This window comes from Hyalangium versicolor (assembly GCF_020103695.1).
GTDB lineage: Bacteria > Myxococcota > Myxococcia > Myxococcales > Myxococcaceae > Hyalangium > Hyalangium versicolor.
In genome coordinates this window covers 477102-503839 of sequence record NZ_JAHXBF010000006.1, presented here as the reverse complement: position 1 = coordinate 503839, position 26738 = coordinate 477102, and the positions used below count along the sequence as shown (strand labels likewise).

Annotated in this window: 23 protein-coding genes; 13 read left to right on the top strand and 10 right to left on the bottom strand. The window is 69.6% G+C overall.

Annotated features, from left to right (window positions below):
- Positions 1-91: 91 nt before the first annotated feature.
- Both KY501_RS15810 and KY501_RS15805 read right to left on the bottom strand, forming a co-directional pair.
- Positions 92-2455: an alpha-2-macroglobulin family protein gene (locus KY501_RS15810; RefSeq protein ID WP_224363849.1), complete on the bottom strand. Its 2364-nt coding sequence runs from the start codon at positions 2453-2455 to the stop codon at positions 92-94.
- A complete protein-coding gene (locus KY501_RS15805) occupies positions 2452-5571 on the bottom strand; it encodes an MG2 domain-containing protein (protein ID WP_224363847.1) in 3120 nt (1039 codons plus the stop codon). The genes KY501_RS15810 and KY501_RS15805 overlap by 4 nt, the downstream gene beginning before the upstream one ends.
- Before the next feature lie 124 nt (positions 5572-5695).
- On the opposite strand from KY501_RS15805, the gene KY501_RS15800 reads away from it, so the two are divergent.
- Positions 5696-6871 carry a hypothetical protein gene (locus KY501_RS15800; RefSeq protein WP_224363845.1) on the top strand — a complete coding sequence of 392 codons (1176 nt, stop codon included), beginning with the start codon at positions 5696-5698 and terminating at the stop codon, positions 6869-6871.
- A 14-nt stretch (positions 6872-6885) separates the two neighbouring features.
- On the opposite strand, the gene KY501_RS15795 is transcribed toward KY501_RS15800, so the two are convergent.
- The gene (locus KY501_RS15795) at positions 6886-7167 is read right to left on the bottom strand and encodes a hypothetical protein (protein ID WP_224363843.1); all 282 of its coding nucleotides are present in this window, start codon (positions 7165-7167) and stop codon (positions 6886-6888) included.
- An 87-nt stretch (positions 7168-7254) separates the two neighbouring features.
- Positions 7255-7476 carry a hypothetical protein gene (locus tag KY501_RS15790; RefSeq protein ID WP_224363841.1) on the bottom strand — a complete coding sequence of 74 codons (222 nt, stop codon included), beginning with the start codon at positions 7474-7476 and terminating at the stop codon, positions 7255-7257.
- A 207-nt stretch (positions 7477-7683) separates the two neighbouring features.
- Between KY501_RS15790 and KY501_RS15785 the strand changes: the two genes are divergently transcribed.
- Entirely contained in the window at positions 7684-7890 is a 207-nt protein-coding gene (locus KY501_RS15785) for a hypothetical protein (RefSeq protein ID WP_224363891.1), read from the top strand.
- 20 nt (positions 7891-7910) lie between these two features.
- Here KY501_RS15785 and KY501_RS15780 read toward each other — a convergent pair whose 3' ends face one another.
- From KY501_RS15780 to KY501_RS15770, 3 genes are all read right to left on the bottom strand, one after another.
- On the bottom strand, positions 7911-8717 hold the full coding sequence (locus KY501_RS15780) for a hypothetical protein (protein ID WP_224363839.1): 807 nt from the start codon (positions 8715-8717) through the stop codon (positions 7911-7913).
- Positions 8718-8792: 75 nt separating this feature from the next.
- Positions 8793-9707 (bottom strand): AEC family transporter, encoded by a 915-nt coding sequence (locus KY501_RS15775; RefSeq protein ID WP_224363838.1) that lies wholly within the window; start codon positions 9705-9707, stop codon positions 8793-8795.
- Entirely contained in the window at positions 9704-10678 is a 975-nt protein-coding gene (locus KY501_RS15770) for a LysR family transcriptional regulator (RefSeq protein ID WP_224363837.1), read from the bottom strand. Before KY501_RS15770 ends, KY501_RS15775 begins: the two co-directional genes overlap by 4 nt.
- A gap of 120 nt (positions 10679-10798) precedes the next feature.
- On the opposite strand from KY501_RS15770, the gene KY501_RS15765 reads away from it, so the two are divergent.
- The 4 genes from KY501_RS15765 (at position 10799) to KY501_RS15750 (ending at position 17008) form a co-directional block, all read left to right on the top strand.
- Positions 10799-11392 (top strand): hypothetical protein, encoded by a 594-nt coding sequence (locus KY501_RS15765; RefSeq protein WP_224363836.1) that lies wholly within the window; start codon positions 10799-10801, stop codon positions 11390-11392.
- A gap of 44 nt (positions 11393-11436) precedes the next feature.
- Positions 11437-12030, top strand: a complete 594-nt coding sequence (locus tag KY501_RS15760; protein WP_224363835.1) for a hypothetical protein — start codon at positions 11437-11439, stop codon at positions 12028-12030.
- A 132-nt stretch (positions 12031-12162) separates the two neighbouring features.
- The gene (locus KY501_RS15755; RefSeq protein ID WP_224363834.1) at positions 12163-13425 is read left to right on the top strand and encodes an MDR family MFS transporter; all 1263 of its coding nucleotides are present in this window, start codon (positions 12163-12165) and stop codon (positions 13423-13425) included.
- 40 nt (positions 13426-13465) lie between these two features.
- Positions 13466-17008: a DUF2135 domain-containing protein gene (locus KY501_RS15750; RefSeq protein ID WP_224363833.1), complete on the top strand. Its 3543-nt coding sequence runs from the start codon at positions 13466-13468 to the stop codon at positions 17006-17008.
- 220 nt (positions 17009-17228) lie between these two features.
- Here the strand turns inward: KY501_RS15750 and KY501_RS15745 are convergent, their stop codons facing one another.
- Positions 17229-18131, bottom strand: a complete 903-nt coding sequence (locus tag KY501_RS15745; RefSeq protein WP_224363831.1) for a hypothetical protein — start codon at positions 18129-18131, stop codon at positions 17229-17231.
- Between the two features lie 349 nt (positions 18132-18480).
- The gene (gene traC, locus KY501_RS15740; RefSeq protein WP_224363829.1) at positions 18481-20280 is read right to left on the bottom strand and encodes an outer membrane exchange accessory lipoprotein TraC; all 1800 of its coding nucleotides are present in this window, start codon (positions 20278-20280) and stop codon (positions 18481-18483) included.
- A gap of 183 nt (positions 20281-20463) precedes the next feature.
- On the opposite strand from traC, the gene KY501_RS15735 reads away from it, so the two are divergent.
- The 3 genes from KY501_RS15735 (at position 20464) to KY501_RS15725 (ending at position 22336) form a co-directional block, all read left to right on the top strand.
- Positions 20464-21024, top strand: coding sequence for a DsbA family oxidoreductase (locus KY501_RS15735; RefSeq protein WP_224363890.1), 561 nt, complete (start codon positions 20464-20466; stop codon positions 21022-21024).
- A gap of 130 nt (positions 21025-21154) precedes the next feature.
- Positions 21155-21391 (top strand): hypothetical protein, encoded by a 237-nt coding sequence (locus KY501_RS15730; protein WP_224363827.1) that lies wholly within the window; start codon positions 21155-21157, stop codon positions 21389-21391.
- 156 nt (positions 21392-21547) lie between these two features.
- On the top strand, positions 21548-22336 hold the full coding sequence (locus tag KY501_RS15725) for an FRG domain-containing protein (protein WP_224363889.1): 789 nt from the start codon (positions 21548-21550) through the stop codon (positions 22334-22336).
- Positions 22337-22358: 22 nt separating this feature from the next.
- Here the strand turns inward: KY501_RS15725 and KY501_RS15720 are convergent, their stop codons facing one another.
- Positions 22359-22559 (bottom strand): hypothetical protein, encoded by a 201-nt coding sequence (locus KY501_RS15720; protein ID WP_224363825.1) that lies wholly within the window; start codon positions 22557-22559, stop codon positions 22359-22361.
- 214 nt (positions 22560-22773) lie between these two features.
- On the opposite strand from KY501_RS15720, the gene KY501_RS15715 reads away from it, so the two are divergent.
- From KY501_RS15715 to KY501_RS15700, 4 genes are all read left to right on the top strand, one after another.
- Entirely contained in the window at positions 22774-23058 is a 285-nt protein-coding gene (locus tag KY501_RS15715) for a DUF427 domain-containing protein (RefSeq protein ID WP_224363823.1), read from the top strand.
- 45 nt (positions 23059-23103) lie between these two features.
- Positions 23104-24909, top strand: a complete 1806-nt coding sequence (locus KY501_RS15710) for an acyl-CoA dehydrogenase (protein ID WP_224363821.1) — start codon at positions 23104-23106, stop codon at positions 24907-24909.
- Positions 24910-24928: 19 nt separating this feature from the next.
- The gene (locus KY501_RS15705) at positions 24929-25738 is read left to right on the top strand and encodes a hypothetical protein (RefSeq protein ID WP_224363819.1); all 810 of its coding nucleotides are present in this window, start codon (positions 24929-24931) and stop codon (positions 25736-25738) included.
- A 235-nt stretch (positions 25739-25973) separates the two neighbouring features.
- A complete protein-coding gene (locus KY501_RS15700; protein WP_224363818.1) occupies positions 25974-26672 on the top strand; it encodes a hypothetical protein in 699 nt (232 codons plus the stop codon).
- Positions 26673-26738: the final 66 nt, after the last annotated feature.

Genomic DNA, 26738 nt, shown 5'->3' with positions numbered 1-26738 from the left:
CGTGGACGGCGGCGAGAGCGCAGCAGCCACACCCTCACGAGCCCCGCTTCTATCGCGTATAGGCATCCATGACTCTGCGAATGACGCGCCCTCAGCGCACCGTCCACTGGGAAGGTGGCACGTACGAGACGAGGTCCGGCCGGCTCGCCGGGAACAGGCTGGAGGCCCCGCCCTGCAGCGTCCCCGCCAACGTGGGCACCACCCGGAAGCTGGCCTGGAACGGCTCGCCCGCCCCTCTCGGCGGAAGCGAGAGTGTCAGCGCTCCATCCTCCACCTCATATGTGGACACCTTTCGATCCGTCACGAGCCGAGCGAGGCTCGGCGTATCCACCTTGACACCCGCTGGCAGCGCGTAGCGCAACTTGAGCGCCATGCCCGCCGGAGACGCGGCCTGCACCGACACATCCACTGGCATCCCCACCTTCGCCTCTGACGGCGCCTTCACCGCGAGTTCCAGGCCCTGCCCCTTCTCCGCCTTCCACGGCACGTACGCGCTCAGCGCCAGCGAGTAACCCAACCCCGGCACCGCAGGCTCCGCGCGCACCGTCCACGTGTGCGCCCCCGCCGAGCCCGGCGACGCGGCCTCCAGCGCCAGCACGTCACGCAGAGCCTTCGCATCGAAGGTCCCTTCCGTCACGGTCTTCCCATCGCGCTCCAGCACCACGCGCACCTGCGAGGGCAGCGGCTGCGAGAAGAGCGCCATCGCCGCCTGGAGGCACAGGAGGTTCGCCCGGCCATCCCCCCACCCCCACCCCGGCTGGTAACTCGCGAGCAGCGATGTGCCCAGATCCGCCATCGGAGCCTTCGCGTCTCCCGCCAGCGCCAGCACCGCCAACGCCGTGGCCTCCGCCTCACCCGGCATCGTCCCATCCGCGCGCATCACGCCCTGCTCCACTGGCAGGTACGCCGAGCCATCCTCGCGCGTCTTCAGCGCCTCGCGCACCTTCGTGCGCAGCATCTCCTGGAGAGAACCCGTCACCCCTCCGCTGGCCAGGATGGCCGCCGCCGTGTAGCCGTCCTGCACCCGTGAGAGGTTCCGCTCGAAGGCCCCCATGGATCGCACGGAGAACGCCTCGGCGCGCTGCTTACCCGCCGAGGACAACGCCGCACCGGCACGCACCGCCTGCGCACAGTCCGCCGTGGCCACGAGCAGCCGCTGCAACGTCCACCCATCGGCTCCCTGGCACGTGCCATCCGGACGCTGGGCGTTGGCCACCTGCGCGGACAAGCGCTCTCCCAGCCTCGCCAGCACCGGGTTGTCCGGATGCGTGAGCGCCGCCTGCGCCAGCAGCGCCGCGGTGGGCACGTCCGGCGTGCGAGAGGCCCTCAGCACCCGCTGCCCGGAGACAGAGGCCATGGCCTTGAGTGCCTCCCCATCCGCCGTCTCCCCAAGCGTCTTCAGCAACGCGGGCGCTCGCCCCGCCAACAGCAGCGCATAGGCATCCTCCGCCAACCCTCCGCGCCCCACGGCCGCGGCCAGCTCCGCGCGCAGCACGCCCAGGGCCCCGGGGTACACCAGCAGCCGCACCCGCTCGCTGCCCTGCTCTACCTCCACGGGGCCCTCCAGGGTGAGCGTACGAGGTGCCGCAAGCGAGCCCCCGCGCGTCTGACTCACCGGCCGGCCCGTGGGCATCACGTCGAAGCCGCGAACCACCGCATCCGTCGAGCCCAGCGAGGCCCGCACGGAGACGGGGCCTGGCCGGGTGGCCTTCACCGTCACGTACGCCACCACACTGCCCTGGGCCGGCACCCTCACGGTGCGAGAGCCACCGCCCTCCACCACCGCGCCGTCCGCCTCCAGCTTCAGCGCCTGCTCCACCGCGGCGCCCGTGGTGTTCACCACCTGCACGGGCAGGCGCACCGAGTCTCCCGAGCGCAGGAAGGCCGGCACCACCGGATCCACATAGGTGGGCAACGTGCCCGCGAAGCTCGTCACCGCCCCCGCCTGTGCACCCGAGCGCGAGTGCGCCAGCGCCAGCACCCGCCACCGCGTCAACCGGTCCGGCACCTTCACCGGCACCGTCGCCTGCCCGGCCCCATCCGTCACCACCAACGGCTCGAAGAGGAACGTCTCGGGGAACCAAGCACGGCTCGGGGCGGATGCGGATGCAGATGCGTCCTGCTCGCCTCCCTCGGAGTCCTCTTTCTGCGCCAGCTCCCCACCCAGGGACATGAAGCCACTCCCCTTGACGCCCAGAACGAGCCCCCCGCGCTTCTTGGCCTTCATCTCGCTGCGATCGGCGGCACCCCCTCCACCAGGGGCCGCCTCCGCTTCTTCGGTGACAGCGGACATGGGTTCAGGAGCTGGCACCGCGGGAGCGGCCGTCACCATGGAGCCATATGCGGCCTCCTGCGTCGCGGCCATCGGTGCGGCGAGCCGCATGGTGCTGGTCATGACGGCGCCCAGCACCATGCCCACCAGCAAGATTCCAACCACGAGCAGTGCGCGCTTCATGGCGCCTCCCGGGCGACCCAAGCGCCCCAGTTCTCGACGTCCTCGGACAACCGCGTACCACCCACCACCACCATCCGCGGATCGGTGAGGGCGAGCAGATCCGCAGGCAGCCGTGACAACCTCAGGCGGCGCCCGTACCCATCCGTCACGGACTCTCCGCGCTTCTCGCAGGCCACCAGCGCCTGATCCCACATCTTCGCCATGGCCTCGGGGCTCAGCGTCTCCCCTTCGGGAGCCTTCTCCTCCCAGGCCCGCACCTGCGACGTCAGCTCGGCGAGCACCCGGTAGAAGGGCTCCGTCAGCTCCACGGTGGGCTCGAAGGTGCCCTGGGCGCTCGCGGACAGGGACGGTTCCGCGTCCTCGATCGTCGGCACCGAGCTGACACGCAGCAGGGCCGCCGCCGCCGCCTGGGCGCCGCGAATGCGCCCCATGGCGAGCGCCTGTCCATCCAGCACTCCGAAAGCCGGGCTGGCCAGGGTGGGCGCGGGCCGCAGGCTCGCCAGCGCCGTGGGCCCGGGCAGGGGCGCGAGCTGCGCCAACCCCTCATCCACGCCGAAGAGGCCCACGGCCGCGGGGCCCTCCTTTCCATCCACGCGGGTGTGCAGCAGCAGCCGAGCCACCTCTCCCGGCGCGTAGGCGGGCTTCTCCGGAGCCACCTCCACGGAGAGCTGCGCGCGGGGAGCCACGTAGACGCGAGCGATCGCCGAGTCCCACTGCACCTGGGCCCAGCCCTCGAAGTCCACGGGCAGGCTGAAGCTCGCCGCGCGAGCCTTCGGATCCACCTTGCTCTCCAGCCACTTGGTGCCGACCTGCAGGGAGAGTGTCTTCGGCAGTGTGCCCGTGAAGCCGGGGCCGCGCAGCAACTCCACGCGCACCTCATCCCCGGCACGTGCCAGGCCCGGCGTGGCACGCAGCCGCTGGGAAGGAAGCTGCGCGGGAGACAGGAAGAGCTTCGTCGAGCCGCTGTCCTTGCCCTCCACCCGGGCGCTCACCAGCAGCTCATAGCCGAGCCGCGTGGTGTCCTGGGGCCGGCCCTCTCTCGCTTCACTTGCACCGGGCGAGGCGGTGAGGTGCGCCACTCCCATCGCATCCGGATGTTTGCTGGGAGCGTCCTCCTCCTCATCCTCCTGATTCTGCACGTGCTGGAGCGACACACGCGCGAAGCGGGCCTGGATGCAGGAGAGCACCGTCGCGGAGAGCACGGCCTCGCCTTCCTGCTTCCGAACGGGCACCCAGCCCACCTCCACCTCCGGCTTGTCGGCCCGGATCCGCCACCGGAGCGTGGCGGGCAGCACGGCCTCCTCCGAGAGCTTCGGCGGCAGGCACGAGCGCGCATCGAGCGCCACCTCACCGAGCACCGCCTGGATGCTCGAAGGCTCGTCCATGGCGGCCTCGGCGGACACCTCCAGCATGGGCAGTTGGGGATCCATGACGCGGACGTTCAACGCCAGCATGCGCTCGCGGCCGGAAGGCAACGTCCGGCCCCGAGCCACCTCGGCCAGACAGCCAGCAAGCCGCCCGCGCCCACCCACCACATCCACAACCGAGCCATTGGAGCCGACCCGCACCGCCAGCTCTTCGTGGGCCGCTCCGATGTCGGGCGTGACGAAGCGCGCACAAGGGAAGAAAGCAGGCGCCCACCGCTCCAGGGCCACCTGATCCTCCAAGGATGTCTCCTGATCCTCGCTGAGCAGGTCGGTCGAGCTGGAGAGCTCCACCGGGGCCGAGACCAGCTTGCGGCGCACAGGCATCGCGGGCACGACGACATTGACGGCCACGCCGGGATCGAACTGCAGGGCCGCCACACCATCCTCGTCCGCCACCGCGTTCACTCCCGGATCCTTCGGATCCCATGCACGCTTCACGGTGAGCTCGGCGCCCGGGAGCACCTGGCCGTCCGCCGTGGTGGCGCGCAGGTACACCCGGTTGCTGTAGTTCCCCACGAGCCCGCCCTCCACCTCCGTCACGGAGGAGACCGCGAGCGCATCCTCGGAGAGCATCAGCGCTACATCGCCACGCACCGCGTCTCCAGCGGGATCGGTGGCCGTCAGCACAGCGGAGAGCGTCACGTTGCCCCGAAGATCCTCGGGCACCCGAGGCAGGCTCACCCGGAAGCGCCCCGCCACATCCGTCTTCACCTGAGTGGGCAGGCCGCCGCCCTCGAACCACTCCGAGGGAGGCGGCCACTCACCCGCGTGGTTCCACGCGAGCGCCACCTGCGCACCCGCCACGGGAGCCCCAGAGCTGTAGACCACCTGCCCCTCGACGGTGGGCTGCTCGCCCGCGCGCCAGAAGGCTCGAGGACTGGAGGCCTCCACCCGGAAGCGCGGCAAGGTGAAGGGCTCCACCCTGAAGGAAGCTTCGCCGCTGGCCGTCCCGCTCACCCAGCGCACTTGCCACGTGCCCGCGGGAGCACCGCGATCCAGCGGAAAGGCACCGGCCACCACGCCCCAGGGCCCTGCGGGAGCACGCTCCTCCAGCACCACCTCGCCGGAGGGATCCACGATGCTCCACGTGCCCGGGCGTCCGTCCAGGGGAGACAGATCCTTGGTCCGCAGCGCCAGAGCGCGGAACTGCACGCGGTGGCCGGGCTCGTACAGGGGCCGATCGGTGAGGACATGGATGCGCGCGGGCGCATACAGCGGCAGCGCCACCTCCACGGAGTCCGTGCCCAGCGGAGTCTCCACCCGGGCGCGCAGCCGGTAGTCTCCATCCGGCAACGCGGGCAGCTTCACCGAGGTGTAGATCTGCCCATCGTCGTCGTACGGCTCCCACTTCTTCTCGGGCTTGAGCGGCGTCTCCTGGCCCGCGGCATCCAGCAGCACGAGCTGGGCCTCGAGGCGCCGGACACGCGACAGGAGCTCCTCGCCATGGGGCTTGCCGACGCCGTGCGCCATGGCCCAAACCCGGACGATGCCGGAGCGCTCGCGGGCGAGCCCATCCACCGCTACGCCCGCGGTCTGCCTCCAGCGCCCATCCGGGCACTGCGGCACCTTCACTCCCTGGAAGAGCCATGCGGACAGGCACACCTGAGAGCTGGCGATGGCCAGTACGACTCCGACGAGTGCCACTCCAATGCCGCCAGCAATGAGCCGGCGGCGGGACCGGACGGTCATGTCTTCCTCCCCACGGGCCCACTCTATGCTGAGTCGAAGCCGGAGTGCCTGCCCGCCCGCCTCGGGGCTCCCGGGAGTATGAATCGAGGGGTTTCCCCGGATCTGCGCTAGCGTCTCCCCTCGAGTGAAAGCCCGAACGTCCCCCGAAGCCCTACCCGAGCGCCTTCAGGCGCTGCTCGAGTCCCTGACGGACCGCCACCTCGCCGAGCGCCTGGAGCGTGTATACGAGGCGGCCGCGGTGGCCATCGACCAGCTGAGCCACCTCAACATCGTCAAGTACGAGCCCACCACGGCCGAGCAGGCGGACGGGGCGGACCTGTCGCTGTGGGAGACGATGGCGCCAGCCCTGCGCGACACACTGGTGGACGTGAACCACCTCATCGCGGTCATCCGCAAGGAGTTCCCGGCACCGGAGCGCTCGGCGGGCGCGGACAGCGGCTGGAGGCCCCTGCCCGCGAGCGCGGACGAGCGGCTCTCGCAAGAGGCGGAGGTCGTCTTCCAGAAGAACGCGGAGCAATTGGCGCGGCGGGTGGCGGAGCTGGGCGAGCGGGTGCGCCGCCCGGAGGTGGTAACGGACCGCTGGGAGCTGATGACGGAGCTGCAATCCTCGCGCATGGACTTCCGCTCGCGCATCGGGGACATGGTGTACCTGACGGCGGCGGCCTTCGAGGACGTGAGCCGCGAGGAGGTCGTCCCGGGCTACGGGGTGCAGATGGCGGCGGCGGCGGCGCTGCGAGGCGCTCTGGTGGATCTGCGCCGCTCGCTGCAGGGCAAGCTGGAGCGCGTGGCTCGCACGGCGCCCGAGGGCATGGCGGGGCTCACGCGTCAGGTGGCCGAGAGCCTGGGCTCGTTCGCGACGATGCCAGCCTCGCTGACCCTGCGCACGCGGGACAAGCGGCTGCTGGTGGAGTTGCGCGAGCAGTTGCAGAAGGTGGCGGGCGCGGGCCCGGTGGCCGCCGAGGAGCTGCCGCGGCGGGTGCAGCCCTTCCTGGCGGAGCTGGAGCGAATCATCGAGCAGCTCACCACGCAGGTGCTCACGGGGCACGACCGCGCGGCGTGGAGCGCCTGCAATGCGCAGCTCGAGCAGATCTCCATGCACCTGCACCTGAGCTCCCGGGGAGCCGAGCGGGTGCTTCAGGCGGCACTGGACGGAGCGGGCGCGATCTACGGGCGCTCGGCCACCTTCGACGCCTTCGTGCGCAAGAGCCGCCGCGCGGCCGCCGAAGGTCTGGAAGAGCAGGCGGTGCGCGAGACGCTCGATCAGTTCCGGGAGCAGCTCGCGGCGCTCCCGTTCCACTGAGGCACTGCCGAAATCTACGGCTTCTTGTCGCCCTCGGGCAGCTGCGGCCTGGCGGCCGTGGGCGGGAGGGTGCGCAGGCGCTGGTAGCTGCGCGCAAGCGTCTCCGGCGTCATCTCCTCCTGGAACTGCTTGGGATTGGTGTTCCAGGCGAAGTCAGCGGGGACCTTGCCACCGCCCTGGTTCTTGTAGCCGATCATGTCCGGGAACTTGTCGGACCAACGGCCTGCGGGATCAGGCTCCAGGGTGACCTGCTCACGGTGGGGCGGAAGAATGAAGGGCTTGGAAGCGTCGCTCATGGTCATCTCCTACGAACATGTGCAGCCTCTCCGAAACCCGCCCGCATGGGTAGTAGAAAGCCGCCGACCGGTGGCTTCGCGGCCGGGCTAGCCCGGAGCCTCCACCCCGAGTGTGGCTGTCCGGGCCCGTTTGCGCTTGCGAGCGCTGGCAGGCAGCGTCCGAGGCCCCAGCTCGAACACGGCTGCGAAGAAGCGTGCCTGGGCCTCGCTGGCATAGCGGTAGCGCCGGGAGCCACCCTCCCTCATGAGGACCTTCACGCTCCATCCGCGTCGATCGCGCAGGAGCACCACGTGCTCGATGTCCGCCATCCGCCCCTTCCCCCTCGTGAACACTTTGCTTGAAAGACGCGTGCCAACCCGCGTGAAGCGTTTCAGGGGTTTGCAGTGTCGGCGAGCGGCCGTTAGGAGCAGGACTGTAAGGACTTCAGGCGGGCTCGCCTGGCCGGCTGCTCTTGGGTGGGCAGCCGGCGGATGAAGCCGACTTGTGATGCGCGAAATCTGCGTTACGTCAAAGGCATGATGATTCCAGAGATCAACGGCGAGCGGTTCGCTGAGTTCACGCTGCCTTCGGGGTGTCTGGTGTGCGGGGGTGAGGTGACCATCCGCGCGACACCGGCGGGAGCCCACAGCTACTGCACGAAGTGCCACTGGCTGTCGAAGCCGCGCATGAAGGTGAATGGCAACGGGCTGGAGCTGTCGTACTCGGCCACGGCCAACGCGTAGCGTCCCTCGCGCGAGGGGGCTCAAGGCCAGGCGGAGAGCCGGTCTAAGTCCTCGGCGGAGTAGTGGGCGCTGTCGAGCCCGTTGGTGACCCAGGCGCCTTGGAGACCGAAGCCTTCCCGCATCTGACGGTAGGCCTGGACATCGGTGAGGCTGGGGGCGAGCGCCCCAGCAATGTCCGCGAGCGTGTCCGCGGTCGCCCAGGTGCGATCCCCCGGCTTGCGGTCGAACAGGAAGGGATGGTTGTGGAGGTGTGCCAAGGGCGTAAAGCCTCGGGCCACATCCGCGACGACACGGTCACTCACCTCGTGGCGCAGCTTCTGGCCCACGCGATCCGCTCCCGAGAAGTACACACGAATGCGGCCCTGGCCGCGGAGCACGTAGGCGCCGAACTCGGTGGGCCGATCGATCGCGGGGAAGCGGTGGGCCTGGTGCTGGAAGAGGCGCCACTCCAGGCAGGATGCAGGCGAAATGGTACCGGCCCGGCCCTGCAGGAGCGCGTCGATATTCTCGGCTTCACGGGCGCGATCACCCGGGAGCGACGCATGCACAGCGCGCTGTCGCTGCAGGAGGGCACGAGGCTGGAGGGCATCCTCACCTCCAAGCCGGCCCACAAGGGCGGCACGATACTGCGTACGCTCGGAGTCCATGGGAGCCGGGGCCCACCACTCAGGTGAGTCGGGCAGCTCGAAGAGCACGTTCAGTTCGCCGGCGATGGGCTCTGGCACCGGGATGAGCTCAGGCGAAGCATCGAGCACGCACGCCGCGGTGGAGCCTGCGGACAAGACCTTCGCGCTCGGTGCGGCGCACGCCGCCAACAGCGATGCCATCAGCAACCAGGGGAGTGCTCTCACGGCACGGGAGCATACCGCTCCGCTGCCCGGGCACGCGTGCGGAGTCCCTGGTCACGCAACGTGGTGAGCCAGCCACAGCCACAGCGGAACGGTAAGGAAACTCAAAGGAATGCCGAAGCCCACCATGAGCGCGGACAGCTCGGGATCCAGCTTGTGCTCCGCAGCAAGGATGGCGCCGCTGACCATGGGCGCCATGGCGTTCTGGATCAGCGTGGCATCGCGAACGATGGGAGCCACCGGCAGCGCCCACAACCCGAGCGCCACCAGGGCCGGCGCCAGCACCAGCTTGTAGCCCAGCCCGAGAACCAGCGCTCCGGCTCGCGAGCGAAGCCCTGCGAACTGGAGCTGGAACCCCACGGAGAACAGCGTGAGCGGAGTCAACGTCGAGCTCAGCCGCTCCAGGATCGCGTCCAGCCACACGGGGAAGCTCCACGGATGCAGCGCCAGCGCGAGGACGAGCGCCACGAAGGGTGGGAACTTCACCACCTTGAGCAGAAGGGCGGTCCGGCTGAGGGACTCCTCCCCGGCGGCGGCTCGCGCGGCGAAGAGCGTCGCCAGCGTCGCGAGCACGAGGAATGTGCCGAGCTGATCCACCACCACCGCCACCGCGAGCCCCTCGCGCCCCAGCAAGGCCTCGGCCATGGGCAGGCCCACGAACGCCGTGTTGCTCAACCCGCCCGTGAGCACGAGCGCGGCCACGGAGGCCCGTCCCAGTCCGAGCCGTGACCCGACTCCCTGGAAGAGCACCACCGCCGCCACGAAGACGACCCACGGCGACACGGCCGCGACCACCAGCTCGGGACGGAACTCCAGCCGGTGCACCACGCGCAGCACGAGTGCGGGCAGGGCCACGGCGATCACGAATGAGTTGAGCACCATGGCCGTCTGGGGAGGAAAGCGGCCACTGCGCCGCGCCAGCACCCCGAGCGCCAGACACACCGCCAGCAGGCTGATGACGGAAATCATGCGGTCCGCTTCCTCGGCTTGCGAGGCACGGCCGGAGTCCGGGCCTGGGCCGCAGCTTCCGGCATGGGCACAGTCAGTCCGCCACCCGAGATGAGTGGGCGCTCGCGTTGGATGAGCTCGGCCAGGAAGTGGAGCACGGCACGCACACGCGCGTTGTGCTGCAAGTCGCGGTGAACCACCAGCCAGATATCGCGGCTCAGCGTGGAAAGGGGCGGCATCAACCGGCGCAGGGAAGGCTCCCTGTCGCCCATGAAACAGGGCATTAGCCCGATACCCACGCCAGCCCCCGCCGCCGCCACCACGGACAGCAGCGAGTTGCAGCGCACCGCCACCCGAGCCGAGGTGGCCACCTCCGTCATCCACCGTGCCTCGGGCCACTTCGACGCCGCATCCGCGTAGGCGATGATCTCATGACCTGCGAAGCCCGAGGCCGGATCGGGCTGCCCGCGCCGCGCCAGGTAGCTCTCGGCGGCATAGGGAGCGATGGCGATCTCCCCCACCTTGCGCGCCACGAGCGTGTCCTCCTTGGGGCGAGTCAGGCGCACGGCGATGTCCGCCTCGCGCCGAACGAGATCCAACGCGCCATAGTCGGTGAGGAACTGCACCTCGATATGGGGGTGGCGCTCGCGAAAGGGGCCGAAGCCGGGCAGCAGCGTGCGCACGGCGAAGGCCTCGGTGGTGGTGATGCGCACCACGCCCTCCAGGCGTGCGTCATCCCCGCTGGCCTTGCGCTCCACGGCCAGCACGGAGGCCTCCATCTCCTCCACGGCCGAGCGGATGCTGCGCCCGGCCTCCGTGAGCACGAAGCCCGCGGGCATCCGATCGAAGAGTCGAGCCCCCAGCGCCTTCTCGAGCACCGCGAGCCGCCTCCCCACCGTGGTCGCATCCACCCGGATCGTCCGGGCCGCCGCCGCGAGCGAGCCCTCTCGAGCGATGGACAGGAAGTAGCGCAGGTCATCCCAACTGGGCATGGCCTGCAGATTTGCAGGGGTCCCCGGCGAACTCCAGCGTTTCCGCATGGCCCAGGCTGAGGCATTTCTTTCCGCGTTCGGGACGCACTCCGCCCCCGAGTCACCTGGAAGGAACTCCCCATGAAGACCTCGCTTCGCCTGCTCGCCGCCCTCGCCACGCTGTCCGCCGCCTGTGCCACCACTCAGGGGGCACAGACGGCCGTGAAGCCGCAGGAGCTCGCCGGCACCTGGGACAGCGCCACCTGCGAGTCCATCGGCAACAACAACTACATCCAGCGCCACTTCACGCTCACCGAGAACACCTGGACGCTCCACCTGAACGCCTTCGGCGACGCGCAGTGCCAGATGAAGCTGTTCACCGCCCGCGTCGTGGGCCCCTACACGCTGGTGCAGGACTCGGCCGCGGTGCCGGGCGCCACCGAGGGCAACTTCGGCTTCGGCGAGCTCTACATGACGCCGCACGTGCAGCCGCTGGCCGACGCCTTCCAGAACGCGAAGTGCGGCTCGGGCACGTGGAAGGTCGGCGAGGAGCAGCGGACCACGGACACGGGCTGCCTCTTCTTCCGCCCCACCTCTGCGTGCGGCACGGATCACGACATCGTCAAGGTCGAGGGCAACCAGCTCTTCTTTGGTCAGCGCCCCGCCGACAACGACATGTGCGCGCCGCAGAAGCGCCCCGCCGCTCTCGCCGCGCTCCCCGTGGTGCGCCGCTGAACCCCACTCCTTCCCTCCCTGAACCCCACGAAAGGAACACCGTCATGAAGACCCCTCTCCGTCTCTTCGCCGCCCTCACCGCCCTGTGTGCCGTCGCCTGTGGTGGAACCGCCGTGCAGACCCAGGATCTCGAGGGCACCTGGTCGAGCGCCTCGTGCGAGGCCGTCCCCAACGGCGATGGCACCAACTCCTATCTCCAGCGGACGTTCACGCTGACCGAGGACACCTGGACGCTGAAGGTGGACGCCTTCGGCGACGCGCAATGCCAGACGAAGCTCTTCTCCGCCCGCGTGGGCGGCCCCTATGAGTTGGAGAAGGACTCGGAGAAGGTGGAGGGGGCCACCGAGGCCACCTTCACCTTCAAGGACCAGTACATGACGGCGTACGTGCAAGGGCTGGCGGACACCTTCCAGAGCACCCACTGCGGCTCGGGCACGTGGAAGGTCGGCGAAGAGCAGTCCACCGCGAGCACCGGCTGCCTCTTCTTCCGTCCCACCTCGGCCTGCTCGTCGGACCACGACATCGTCAAGGTGGACGGCGACAAGCTCTTCTTCGGCCAGCGTCCCGCCGACAATGACATGTGCACGGCCGACAAGCGGCCCACCGCGCTCACCACCGCGGCCGTCGTGAAGCGCTGAGCCCCCGACGCGTCCGAGCAAACAACACCCTTCATGCTCGGACGCTCGTGCCCTCCCACCCAGGGGCGTCACCGTGGAGGGGCGTCAGGCCTCTTGGAGGGCAGCGTCCGCTGGCGCATGCTGCCAGCCAGAATGGCCTCCGTCCCCCGCGACACACTCCGCAGCCGGTTCGTGGAGCAGGTGCGAATCACCATCGGTGGCTTGCCCTCGACGTACTGGTTCCTGTGGACGGGCACCCTGGTCAACCGCATCGGCGGCTTCGTGGTGCCCTTCCTGGCGCTCTACCTGACGCGCGAGCGCGGCTTCTCCGAAGTCCAGGCAGGCCTCGTCGTCTCGCTGTACGGCTTCGGCGCCATGTTCTCCGCGCTGCTGGGTGGGACGCTGGCGGACCGGCTGGGACGCCGCCTCGCACTGGGGCTCGGGCTGTGGCTGGCCGCGGGGGCCATGCTCTTCCTGGGCTTCTGCCGTGACCCACTGTGGATCCGCGTGGGCGCCTTCGCCCTCGGACTCCTGGGAGACCTGTACCGACCCGCCGTCTTCGCCGCCATCTCGGATGTGGTGCAGCCCCAGGATCGGATCCGGGCCTTCAGCCTGCTCTACTGGGTGGTGAACGTGGGCTTCGCCATCGCCGTGCCCCTGGGAGGGTTCGTCGCCCAGGGCGGCTTCCTCACCCTCTTCGTGGCCGACGCGATCACCACCTTCCTCTATGGTTGCGTCGTCTGGTTCAAGGTCCCGGAGACCCTCACGCAGCGCGCCCCCTCGCGCTCGCTGTTGCCCTCGCCGATCCCCTTCCTGGACAAGATCTTCCTGGCCTTCTGGCTGCCCAACCTCCTGGTGGCCTTCCTCTTCTTCCAGAGCCAGGCGGCACTCGCGTTGGACCTCGCCTCCCACGGCATGGGGACGGCGCAGTACGGCACGGTGATGGCCGTCAACGGGGTGCTCATCGTCCTGGCGCAGCCCTTCATCTCGCGGCTCGTGGCGCGGCGGCGGCGCTCGGCCGTGCTCGCGGCCGGAGCCATCTTCACCGGCGTGGGCTTCGGGCTGCACGCCCTGTCCACCACCGTCCCGCTGGCCATGTTCGCCGTGTCCATATGGACCTTGGGAGAGATCCTCGGCGCGACGATGTCCGCCTCGGTGGTAGCGGACCTGGCCCCGGTCCACCTGCGCGGAAGCTACCAGGGCGCCTTCTCCATGAGCTGGGGGCTGGCCTCCTGCCTCTCGCCCATGGTGGGCAGCTGGGTGCTGAGCCGCTTTGGCGGCGCCACCCTGTGGGGAGCCTGTCTGCTGGTGGGCCTGCTCGCGGGCGTGTGGCACCTGGCGGCAGCGGGTGCCCGGCGCCGCCACCTGGAGGTGCTTCGGACCCAGCAGGGCATCGTGGGCGCGGCCCTGGACTGACGCGGAGCGTTACCCCGCCTTGGGCTAACGTCTCCGGGCCATGAACCTGAAGCGTGCCTCCACCGCCCTGCTGTCCCTGTGGCTGCTCCTCTCGGGCTGCACCCGCGGCACCCCGCGCGAGCCCACGACTGTCACGCCGCCCTCGACGCCCTCCGTCCCCCAGGCGGAGGTGGAGCGGTTCAAGAAAGCAGGGCTGGCGGCACCCTCGGCGGCACTGAGCCAGGCGGACACCGGAGAGGTGAATCTCGCCGAGCTGCGTGACTCCGTGGCGGATCCCCAGGTGATCACCGAGGCCCAGGTCGCCGAACTCGAGCGCGCGAACCGTCCAGAGCCCCCCGCGGAGTCGGAGGCGGCCGAGGAGGGAGGCGTCCAGGGAGGCGTCGTAGGAGGCGTCGCCGGAGGTGTCGTCGGGGGTGCCCTCGGCGGCAGAGTGGCCGCTCCCGGGAGCGCGGGAGCGCTCCCGCCCCCGCCCCCACCTCCGGCCCCCGCTCCCCGAGACCTCGCCAGGAACCGCAGGGAGATCATTCAACCGGCTCCGGCCATGGAAGCCGCCCCGAGGCCGGACATGGACGACGCACCGAGGGAGGCCCCCAAGAAGAAGACAAAGGATGGCGAGAGCGACGCGCCGCCCACGCCGGTGCTGCCCAAGGTGGAGGCGGCGCTGCGGGCGGCCAAGGTGCTCATCACCGATGAGTCCGGCCGCTACCAGCCTCTCAAGATGCGCGAGGTGCGCGTGGTGACGTACATCCAGGGAGCCCGGGTGCGCACCGTGGTGGACCACCTGTTCGAGAACGACACGAACCGCAACCTGGAGGGGACCTTCTACTATCCGCTGCCGGGCGGGGCCTCGATGGCCGGCTTCGCGCTCTACTCGGGCTCGGTGGCGGTGGACTCGCCCTCGCTCTTCCAATCCTCGGAGCTGCTCCCGCCGCTGGGAGACGCCTCGGGCAAGATGGAGGAGTTGGAGGCTGCGGCGCCGCCGAGTCCTCCTGGGGCGAAGCGCTCCTGGGGCCAGCGCCAGGAAGCCCGCGTCGTCGAGCAGAAGCGCGCCCGCGAAGTCTACGAGGACGTGGTGCGGCGCAACGTGGACCCAGCGTTGCTGGAGTGGGCGGGAGCTTCGACGTTCAGCGCCCGGGTGTTCCCGCTGCCGCCCAAGTCCCTCAAGCGCGTGGTGATCGCCTACGAGCAGACGCTCCTCTTCGACGGGAAGCAGCTGCGCTACACGTGGCCGCTGCCGCCGGGGGCAGGCCAGGGGCTCCTGGTGTCCGCACGCGTGCACGTGGACCCGCGCCACGTGGGCGTGGTGACGGTGCAGCCGGCCTCGGCGAGCCAGCCGCGCGCACAGGGCCCATGGCAGGTCTACGACTTCTCCAAGCTCCAGGGAGACGGAGCACTGGACGTGGCGCTGGCCCCCAAGAGCGCGGACGCGGACGTGCTGGTGGGCAAGGACGCGGCGGGATTGCCGGGCCAGGCCTTCTACACACGGGTGCGGCTGCCGGCGCGGCTGACCTCGGGCGCGGAGGGCCCACCGACGGGACGCGCGGTGCTGGTGGTGGACACCTCTCTCTCCGTGGAGGACGGCAACGCCTGGGCGCTCCAGGCCGCCACCCTGCGCGCGCTGCTGGAGAAGGACGAGACGCTCAAGGAATACGCGGTGCTGCTGTTCGACGTGCGCCCGCGCTGGCTCCACGGCGCGGGCTGGCGGACCAATGACGCCGAGCACCGCCAGCAGACGTTCTCCGAGTTGGAGAACATCTTCCTCGAGGGGGCCTCGCACGTGGACGGCGTCCTGGAGGAGCTGGACAAGGCCGGAAAGGAGTGGCTCAAGCCGGCCAAGGCGGGCGAGCGCGTGACGGCATTCCTGCTCTCGGACGGCAACGCCACCTGGGGCCAGGGCCGGGTGGAGGCGCTGATCTCCACCCACCCCAGTGTGGAGACGCTGCGATGGATGACCTACCGCTTCGGTGAGGCGGCGGTGAACCAGGAGCTGTTCGACGCCCTGGCACGCGCGAGCGACGGGCGCGTGGTGAACGTGCTCTCCGGCTCGGAGGTGGAGGCGGCGGCCCGGGCGCACCGGGCGGCCTCGGTGGTGCTGGCCCGCGTCGAGGTGAAGGGCGCGGCCTCGAAGGACGTCGTGGTGGCGGGGCGGCCGCGGCTCGTCTTCCCGGGCCAGGAGCTGCAGGTGGCGGGGCGGCTGCCAGACGAAGGGGCGGCGGAGCTGGAGGTGGTGACGCGGGTGGGTGAGGAGGAGCGCGTGCTGCGAGTGCCCCTGCCCCGAGACATGGACAGCCCCTTCGCCCCGAGAGCGTGGGCGGAGCTTTTCACCGCGCGCCTGGTGTCGCTGGACGACGAGCGGCTGGACCGGATGGTGGTGGCGCTCAGCCAGCACTACCGGCTGGCGAACGCGCGAGCCTCCATGCTCGTGCTGGAGTCCGAGGGCGACTACACGCGCTACGCCGTGAAGGACGAGCAGGTGGACCTGGCGGACCTGGAGGGGCTGAGGCGCAAGGAGGAGGACCAGCGGCGCGACAAGCTACTGGGCATCGCCTTGGACGACGTGCCGGACTCGGGCCGGCAGGTGGTGCGCAAGCTGGGCGAGGTGGGCAGCCAGCTCAGCGCCCTGCTGCGGCGCCAGCCCCTGAAGGACGAGCCCTATGCGGGAGGAGACGAGCGTCTCCAGGCGGAGCTCCAGTACCGGAAGGCGCGCCGGGACAACAAGGACGACGTGCTGGTGTACGAGGCCATCTCGCGCAAGCGGGCGCTGGCGGGAGACACCTGGGGCGCGGTGCGAGCGCTCTCCTCGCCGGTGGAGCTGCGTCCCCAGGACGCGGAAGCGCTGCGGCTGGTCGGCTACGGCATGCTGGCGCTCGGGCAATACCCGGCGGCGGCCGAGCTCTTCGAGCACGTGCGGCTCAGCCGTCCCTTCGAGGCCCAGGCCTTCCTCGAGGAGGCGCTGGCGCTGGATGCGGCGGGCCGCTACTCGGAGGCGGCTCGCAACTACGAGATCGTCCTGGCGCGGAGCTGGCCCCGGCACCCGGCCGAGCTGAAGACGGTAGCGGCGTACCACTACTCACGGATGCTCACGGCGCTGGCGCGCCACCCGCGCGCGGGAGCCGTGGCGACCGTGCTGCGCACCCGGCAGGGAGAGCTGGCGAAGCTCGGCACCGTGACCGAGGAGCTGAACTTCCAGCCAATCGACTACCAGCTCACCACCCACTGGAACTCGGACAACACGGACATCGATCTGTGGGTCATCGAGCCCAATGGCGAACGCTGCTTCTACTCGCACAAGGAGACACAGCTGGGCGGCAAGCTCTTCTGGGACATCACCGACGGGCTGGGCCCCGAGCTGTACCACGCTCGCAAGGCAGCGCCGGGGCCGTACCACGTGGTGGTGCACTACTACGGCAACCACTCGCAGCGGTACGTCGTGCCCACGGCGCTGTTGCTGGTGAGCGATCGTGGAGTCTTCACGCCCGAGGACGAATACCGGCGCCGCTTCCAGGTGCGCATCCTTCCGAAGAACGATGCCCTGCTGCTGCTCCGGCGTGAAGAGATGGTGCCCGTCGCGAAGGCACCGTGAGCGGCGCCTTAGAGAACGAAGGCCGCCATGAGCGCCAGGTAGGCAGCAATGACGAAGAACATCGCAGGGTAGTTCAGGTCGCTGTCGTGGATCAGGTAATTGAAGTTCATGATGGCCTCCTCCGAGCCCCTTCATCTGGCTCTACGGCGCCACCTTTTTGCGATTGCGCACCCCGGCCGCCCGCCTGCTGTCCCCACAACCCAGAGGGGGGCCGAGGTGCTCAGTGCAGCTCGTCGGTCAATCCGATGAGAACGCGCTTCTCGGCTCTTCCATCCTGCGTGGCGAGCACGAGCTCCCGCTGGGATCCCCCTTCAATCAGGTAGCGGACGGCTCCCGCGAACCAGCGCACGCAATCCCTCCAGCCTTCGACAGCGGGAGAGCTCTCCTGGAACATGTCATGGGCTCGCGACAGGCTCTCCTCGAGGGTCCCCTCCGGGGAGAACAGGAGCTCGACGTACACGGACTCGGCGATGCGATCATCGATGGGGGCATGGACCCAGATGGCCCACTGGTGCCCGGGAGCGGGCGCCTCCACGGCATAGATCTCGGTGACATTCCGTGCGGGGAAGCCCTTCACCTTGAGGGAGAGCTCCGCCTCGGGAGGCACGAGCATCAGCAGGGACTGCACGGGCAACCGAGGCGTCCTCCAGGGGCTTTCGAGCGGCGACCGCCGGATCAGCTCGGCAACCTGGGGAGTAGGCTCATAGATGTGGCGCCCTCCCTTGTCATGCGCCACGAGGTGCCACAGGCGCAGTGAGTTCCAGGCAAAGCCCTCGACGGCGCGCGAATAGTGCTCCTGGGCGAAGGGGCCGTGGCGCTGGAGGGTACCGGACAGGCTGTCCGTCTGCAGGGTCATGAACTCGGGATCCCGGTACAGGGCGCCAAAGCGCGTATGCCCCACGCGCTGGGTGATGTACTCGATGACCAGGTAGTGCATGTGACTGAGCACCTGCTGAGCCTTCTCCCAAGGCAGACGGCCCTCATTCATGTCCGCCACGATGGCATCCACACCTCGATTGAGCCCGAACGCTTGGATGTAGCGCCGCCCGATCTCCAGATTCCTCTCGTGGGCGATGACACAGCGTTCGAACATGGTCGCGGGAAGAAGAATATCGTGTGGCACGTTGGGCCTCCTCGGCCCTACCTAGCACGTTGGGTAACGAAAGGGGGAGAAGATTTGTCAGCGCCTGCCGCCCGGCTGCCTGGAGGGTCGAGAGGCAGGGCGGCATGGGCTCAGGGAAACTGGATTTCTGGGACGATCCGGCAGCCCTCCTGCGCGGGAAGCCCAACCTAGCAGGTCTGTGACTCAACAAGTAGGGTCAGCGCGTGCCAATGCGTTGCATTCCCCTCATTTCATTTCGAAGGGAGCGCTGTATTGCGCACTGCGCTGGGTGTACGGACTCTTTCGCAGGGGCAACAGAGCCCCGCGCCGGGTCTTTTCTCAGCCGATCACCGGGAGCGTACCCCTGGGGTCACTTGCCGAGGATGGACTCCGGACGCTGGAGGCCTCGCGCCTGCGCCACCGGCAGCAGGATGTCCGCGGGCGGCTTGTCCGCCGTGAGCAGCAGCACCCGCACCGAGGTCTCCACCACGTCCTCCGCCCCGGGTCGCACCATGCCGCGCCGCGCGTCCTCCACCCGCTTCTGCCGGTACGCGTCGAAGCGCTCCATCACCCGCCTCGCCAGATCCCCCATCGCCTTGTCTCCCACGTCCACCCGCAGCTCCAACTCGCTGCGCAGCTGCACCGGGTCCGCCAGCACGCCGTACCGGTCATAGCCCTTGTGGCTGTAGTCCTCGTGCATCACGTCGTAGTCCTGCGTCACCGGCGCCGGCACCGCCTGCGTCGCCAGCAGATCCCTCAGCACCGACGTCACCGTGGCCTTCACCGTCAGCCGGTGCAGCTCCACGTCGAACACGAAGTCCGAGTACATCGGCTCTTCCACCGTCATCGGCTCTCGGAAGACCAGGTCCCTGTTCCGCTGCACATCGCGCCGCTGGTTCTCCGACTGCTCCAGCGACCCATCCAGCACCTTCTCCAGTTGCTGCACCACCGCCGCGTTCGACGCCAGCAACTGCTCCTCCTGCCCGCACTGCCGCGTCGCGCACGCCGACGGGTTGCACTCCTCGGGCACCGAGCCCGGCTTCTCCTGCTCGCTGGCTGCATCGCCACACTGCTGGATGAGCTTCAGACACGCCTGCCGCTCCCGCTCGCGGCAGCGCTCGGCCGTCTGCCTCACCGTGTTCAGCTCTGCCTGACGCCGCAGGTAGTCACGCAGCGCCACCGCCTGCTTGCGCTCCACCTCCTCCATCGTCCGCTCGGACTGGAGCAGCTTGTCCTCGTACTGCCGGCGCCTTGGGTTCGGCACGGAGCGGTTGCCCGCGAGGTACCGCTGGCTCCGCTGGGACTGCTCCACCACCTTCAGCGGCAGCACCCGCTCCAGCGTCAGATCCAGCCTCACTCCCACCTTGGACTCGGGCGCCTCCGTCACCACCCGGATGGGCACCTCCTTGGGCAGCATCGATGCCAGCCGCCCCGCCCCCAACCGCTGCGCCACATCCGGCGACTCCGCCTTGTCCTCCACCGGCGTGGCCACCACCAGGAAGGCCACGTCATCCCTCAGCTTCTGGCGCACCGCCTCGGCCCGCTCCCGAGCCGCCGTCGCCCCCACCCGCTCCTGATCCGCGCGCAGGTACGCCAACAGCGCGTTGCCCAGCTTGCCGCCCTCCTCGAGCTGCTGCCCCGTCTTGAACCAGCGCTTCGCCCACGCCACCTGCACCGCGTCCACCCCCTTGCGCGCCGCCGGGTGGTCCGGCGAGACAGACAGCACCGCGTCGAACTCCGCTCGCGCGTCCTGCAGGCGTTCCTCCTTCAGCGCCTTCTGCGCCGCCTCCACCCGCGCATCCAACGTCTTCGTCAGCAGCGCTCGCGCCGGCTCATTCTCCCCGTCCAGCTCCAGCGCGCGGACCAACAGCTTCTGGGCCGCCGGCAGGTCTCCCGTGCCGTGGACGCGCTCGGCCTCCGCGTACACCTCCTCGCTCCAGCTCTTGCGCATGGCGCGCAGCTTCACCGTCACCTCGGAGGCCTCGGGATCCACGGCGAGGGCGCGCAGGTAGGCGGCCTCGGCCTCGGCCCACTTGTGCTCGGAGGTGAACTGGTCTCCCTCCTTCACGGCGCGGCTGAAGGCGGTACAGCCGCTCACGAAGAACAGGGCGCACAGGGCCAGCACCGCCAGCGGGCGGCAGGAAGATGTCGAAGGCGATCGGGCAGGCATGGACACGGGCGCATCTTCAGGGAAAGTCCCCTCCGGGTGAAGGAATGTGCGAACTGCCCGGCCGCTCGATGAGCAGGGTTGGCAACGTGCGCGTGACAAAGGTATGAGGAGGGGCCGCCAAGGAGGCCCCCCATGGCTGTACCCATCCGCCTGTACTCGGACTTCGTCTGACCCTTCTGCTTCATCGCGGAGCAGAGCAGCCTGGTCAGGCTGCAAGCAGAGTACGACGTGGAGTTGGACTGGCGAGGCTACGAGCTGCGTCCCGAGACGCCGCCCGGAGGCATCCTCATGGAGCGGCTCTTCCCCGGCCGCTCCCAGGCGATGTTTGCCCGGATGCTCCAGGTGGCCCAGATGCAGGGCGTTACGGGCATCCAGCCGCGCAACCTGATGAACAACACCCGGCGAGCCATCGCGCTGGCCGAGTGGGCAAGGGACCAGGGCCGGCTGCACCCGTTCCGTGAGGCCGTCATGCGGGCCTACTGGAGCCGGGGCGAGGACATCGAGAACCCGGAGATCCTCGGGAGGCTGGCGGAGGAGGCCGGCCTGTCCGCCCAGCAAGCGGTCGCCGCCATGGACTCGCCCGAGTACCAGGCCCGAGTGGATGCGCTGCGCGCCGAGGGCATGGCCCTGGGCATCAGCGGCATCCCCACCGTCTTCGTGGGCAACCTCCGCGTGGTGGGCGCCCAGCCGTACGAGGTGTTCGCCGAGGCCGCACGCAGGGCTGGCGCCAGCCGCCGCACCTAGCCGCCCCATCCGGAAGGTCGGACGGCGCTGGCCGGTTGAGAGAGACGTACCTCCTCGGGAATGACGCGACGCACCAGCCGTTGGTCCGTGTGCAACGAGGGGGATCCAACCGAAACGCGAGTCATCGACCATGCCCTGCGCTCAGCCGCGACCCACCGCATTCCGCCTCCCCCGGCGGGCGGAACAGTTCCACATCGAAGAGCACCGCAACGTCCACTGCCGCCACTACAGCGCGTGCGTGGATGTCGCCGTCCACGAGGACTGGGAGAGCTTCACCTGCGCCAAGTGCCCCCTCTTCCAGGAGGACAAGGCCCCCGGTGCGGACTCCTATGCCTTCAACCAGCCAGCCGACTCCGGCCGGCCGTAAGCCCGTCCGCCGCACGGGCGGGCGACCGGGATGGCGGGCGTCCCCGTAGGTGTAGCGTGGTGCACGCTCCAACGTTGCCTCTGTGGGCTGGCGCACGCATCCCGGAACCTCCACGCTGGTGGAGGCGGGCCTGGAGTGAATACTGGTGCCACGGCCGTGAAAGAGCACCGCGTCGACAGCTGGATCGAGTTGCAGGAAGCGCTCTTCTCGGGCTCGTGGAACGAGCAGATCCGCCGCTTCCGCCCGAGCTTCGTCTTCCGGGGTGTGCCGGACGCCCAGCATGATCTGTCCACCTCGCTCAACCGCCACCAGGGCTCCTTCGTTCCTCACGAGAGGGATCTGCTGCGCGCCTTCCGCAAGTACGCGCGCGACGGCACCCAACCTTGTGAGTCAGTCTGGGACTGGCTGGCGCTGGCCCAGCATCACGGGCTGCCCACGCGGCTACTGGACTGGACGTTCAGTCCCCATGTCGCGCTCCACTTCCTGACGGAGGATCCGGAGCTGTACGACGTGGACGGCGCGGTGTGGTGCGTGGACTACCGTGAGACCAACCGGTTGCTTCCCAAGCCGCTCCAGGCCGAGCTCCGCGAGGAAGGCGCGGACGTCTTCACCGCGGAGATGCTCGCGGAGGTGGCCGGGGACCTGTCCACGTTCGATCGGATGACGAAGCACCCCTTCGTGCTCTTCTTCGAGCCTCCCTCGCTGGATGCCCGGATCGTGAACCAGTTCGCGCTCTTCTCGGTGATGAACGGCCCGCTGCTGCGCTTGGACACCTTCCTGGAGAGCCAGAAGCGCGGCGTGCACCGGCTCATCGTCCCGGCCGCCCTCAAGTGGGAGGTGCGGGACAAGCTGGACCAGGCGAACGTGACGGAGCGCGTGCTCTTCCCAGGCCTGGACGGCCTGAGCCGCTGGCTGCGGCGCTACTACAGCGCGCCGCAGGGTTGAGCCACGCCCCGCGCTCGGGCTCTCAGGCTTCGAGGTAACGCTGGTGGATCGGATGAGGCGTGTCGGAGGTGACGTCCCCCGTCAACCCGTCGCTCCGCTCCCGCTCGGTGCGCAGTTGCGCCTCCTTCTCGTGCGCATTCGCCGCGGCGCCAAAGAGGATCGTGACCACCAGCAGCCCCACGAAGAAGAGAACCCCCAACACGATGGACCACACGACGAGCATGACGTGACCTCCCTTGCGAGTGCGAAACCGTGGCCCTCGAGGGCCTGTGTCTTCCCAAAAGATGGGGATGCTCCGCCTGCCTGTCCGGCCTCATGCCCGTGCTCCCTCGTCCGCCGGGCTGTCGGGAGACTCCCCGCAGGAGTTGACAGAAGGGGCAGACCGAGCTGGCACCGAACCGGGGATCCGAGAAGATGACATGGACGAGGGGGGCCACATGGCGAAAGCAACGTGGAACGGGACCGTGCTCGCGGAGAGTGAGCGGTACGAGCTGGTGGAGGGCATCGTCTACTTCCCTCCCGAATCCGTACAGCACGCGTGCCTGCGAGCCAGCCCCACGCACACCACGTGCGCCTGGAAGGGCGTGGCCAGCTACTACGACGTGGTGGTGGACGGGCAGGTGAACAAGGACGCGGCCTGGTGCTACCCGGCGCCCAAGGACGCGGCCTGGCACCTCCGCAACCATGTGGCCTTCTGGAAGGGCGTACACGTGGAGCGATGAATTCCGGCTGGCGGCCCGGCCCCTCTTCGTATCAGGTTACCCCTCGTGACCTCCGCCAGCTCCAATCCGCTCCTGTCCGATCGTGACGTCGACTTCCAGCTCTTCGAGGTGCTCGACGCCGCGAGCCTCTGCACCCTGCCCGCCTTCTCCGAACACTCGCGGGAGACCTTCGACTTGCTGCTGGGCAACGTGCGCCGCTTCGCCCGCGAAGTGCTCTTCCCCACCTACCGGCTGCTGGATGCCGAGCCGCCCTCCTTCCGCGATGGGCGCGTCCACGTGCACCCGCTCATGCGCCGGCTCTATCCCCAGATGGTGGAGCTGGGACTGCTCACGGCCACGCGGCCTCCCGAGGTGGGCGGACAGCAGCTGCCCATGACGATCGCCTCGGTGGCCTCGTCGTACCTCATGGCGGGCAACCTCAGCGTCTACGGCTACGCGGGGCTCACCATCGGCGCGGCGCACCTGCTCGAGGTGTTCGGCACGCCCTGGCTGCGCGAGCACTTCATGTCCCGCCTCTACAGCGGCGAGTGGACCGGCACCATGGCCCTCACCGAGCCGCAGGCCGGCAGCAGCCTCGCGGACGTGAAGACGCGCGCCACGCCCATGCCGGATGGCAGCTACCGCATCTCCGGCTCGAAGATCTTCATCAGCGGCGCGGACCAGGACTTCACCGAGAACGTGGTGCACCTCACGCTCGCCCGCATCGACGGAGCCCTGCCCGGCACGCGCGGCATCTCGCTCTTCGCCGTCCCCACGCGCCGTCCCGAGGGCGGCCGGCTGGTGGACAACGATGTCCAGGTGGCTGGCGTCATCCACAAGATCGGCTGGAAGGGCCTGCCCAGCTGCGTGCTCAGCTATGGCGAGGCGGGAGACTGCCGGGGCTGGCTCGTGGGGGCCGAGAACCGCGGCCTGGCCTGCATGTTCCAGATGATGAACGAGGCGCGCATCATGGTGGGCCTCAATGCCGTCTCCACCGCGTCCGTGGCCTACCACGAGGCGCTGGACTACGCGCGCAACCGCCCCCAGGGCCGAGCCTCCTCGGCCAAGGACGTCACCCAGCCGCAGACTCCCATCATCGAGCACGCGGACGTGCGCCGGATGCTGCTGCGCCAGAAGGCCATCGTCGAGGGCGGGCTGTCGCTGCTGCTGACCGCCTCGCAACAAGCGGACCTCGCCACGCACGCACAGGACGAGGAGTCGCGGCGGCGCGCGGGGCTCCTGCTGGATCTGCTCACTCCGGTGGCCAAGACGTTCCCCGCGGAGAAGGGCTACGAGGCCAACGCGCTGGCGCTCCAGGTGCACGGCGGCTACGGCTACTCGAGCGAGTACCTGCCCGAGGCGTGGCTGCGCGACCAGAAGCTCAACAGCATCCACGAGGGCACGACCGGCATCCAGGGGCTGGATCTGCTCGGCCGCAAGGTGGTGGCCGCCGGAGGCGAGGCGCTGCGCATCTTCTCCGAAGAGGTGGCCGCCACGGTGGCCCGCGCCCGCAAGGCCGGCGTGGACCCAGGCTGGTGCGAGAGCATGGAGCGCACCCTGAGTGCGGTGACGGAGCTGACGCTGTCGCTCGGCGCCATGGGCATGTCCGGCGAGGTGGAGCAGATGCTGCGCCACAGCGCGGACTACATGGAGCTGTTCTCCATCATGGCCGTGGCCTGGCGCTGGCTGGCCCAGGCAGCGGCGGCCCGGGAGGGGCTCGGCCGGGGAGGCGAGGGCCGGGACTTCTACGAAGGCAAGCTGTGCGCCGCTCAGTATTGGTTCGCCGTCGAGGTGCCTCGCGTGCCCCACCTCGTGGAGCTCTGCCGCTCGTGCGAGGACTCCTATACGCGCATGCAGCCAGGATGGTTCTGAGCGTATAAATGGAGGGACTGTGTCCGTCTCCTTCCACCTGTGCCAGCCCGGGCGGGGTGCCTCCTGCGGTGCCTGCTGTGGGCTCTACAACTTCCGGGATCACTCCCGGGCGGCGTTGACCGAGCGGCTCGCGGAGCAGACCGCCCGCATGCGCGATGTGCCTCGAGAGCGCGAGGCCTGGCATGCCGCCGCCCGCGACGCGCTGGAGTCCCGGAAGGAGCCTCCCCTCTTCCCCTCCGTGCGCGTGTGCCCCCTGTTGGGCTTCATCGACGCGGAGCAGCGCCGCGTGGGTTGCCTGGGGCATCCGAAGGTGACGGGCGGCGTGGATCTCCGCGATTGCGGCGTGTACCGCGCCTCCATCTGCGAGACGTTCACCTGCCCCTCCTTCGGCTGGCTCGAGGATGCCCAGGCGCGGCTCGTCGAGGCGGCCTGCCAGGACTGGTACCTCTACGGGCTCGTCATCACGGACGTGGAGTTCATCCGGGGTTGCCTGCGCCTCATCGAGCGCGAGCTGGCTGGCCCGGCCCGTCCGGAGCGCATCATGGCTCGCCCCGCCGCGCTGGAGGCCGTACGGCGCCTCTTCGCGCTCAAGGAGACCGCCACCGGCCGCAGCCCCCACGCCCCCATCTTCGGACGCTTCACCCCGGACATGGAGGGCGAGCCTGTCTCGCGAACGCTCAACTACGCGCGCCTGGGTGTGCGCGCCGCCCCCGAGGACGATGTGGTGCTGTGCCTCGGCTACGACCCGGCGGATGCCTCCACGCTCATCGCGGCGCGGGAGCGCGTGCGCCTCCATGTCCGAGCCGTCGTGCGCACGCTGATCGACTGAGCGCTGTCCACTGCTCCACGGAGGGAGGGAAACTCCTTCGCCACAGGGGGAGGCAAACTCCTCGCCTGCCCGCTCCCCTTCCCGTCGGCCCTCCAGCCCCCAAAGCCCGCCTCCGGCCTGAGTTCCGGGCCTCGCACTGTCCGCTGCTGGAAGCACGCGCGAGCCGCCTGCCCGGCGCGCCCATTGCAGTGGTGCGCCCCCAAGAACCAATTTTCCCACACCGGGGGAGGCAAGGATGGGGCGTCGTTGGGCATGGATGGGAATGATGGGGGTGTGCGCGCTGGTGACGGGTTGCCAGCAGCGCGAGATCCACGAGCAGGCGGCGCCTGTCTCCGCGCGGGCACCGGCTCCGTCGCGGCCAGGCGCGAACACCGCACCCACGCAGGTGAGCACGGCGCCTCCGGCAGAAACCCCGGCTCCGCAACCCGTGGCGCAGCCCGCCGCACCGGCTCCAGCTCAGACACCGGCATCGGCCCCAGCTCAGGGCGTGGCCAGCTCGCGCACCGCACCCGCGCAGGCACAGCCGGCTCCACGGGGTACCACCACCACCGAGTCCGCAGCCCCTCAGCAGGCCCAAGAGGGCCGGGTGATGATCGGCTCCGAGGCCATCCAGGCCAGCGAGGATGAGGCCTGGTACGAGGGCGCGGCCAAGGCGGCGCGTGCAGCACGGCAGAACGACTCGGTGCCGCTGGAGCGGGTGGTCATCGCCTCGGGCAGCGTGGATGGCCGCGTCACCCGCGTGGATCGCGGCACGGTCCACGTGCGTGACACCGAGGGCAACGTGTACCAGCTGCGCATCGACAAGCGCAGCCGCGGGGTGCGCGAGGGCCAGAGCGTGCCGATCAAGCAGCTCGAGGAGGGCACTTCCGTGCGCGCTTCGTTCGACCTGGTCGGCGGCAGCAGCTTCGCGCGCGACATCGAGGTCCGCCGCTAGCAGCAGGACCCCGCAAAGACGACGCCCGGGAGCACAGGCCCCCGGGCGTCTCACTTCTCACTCAGT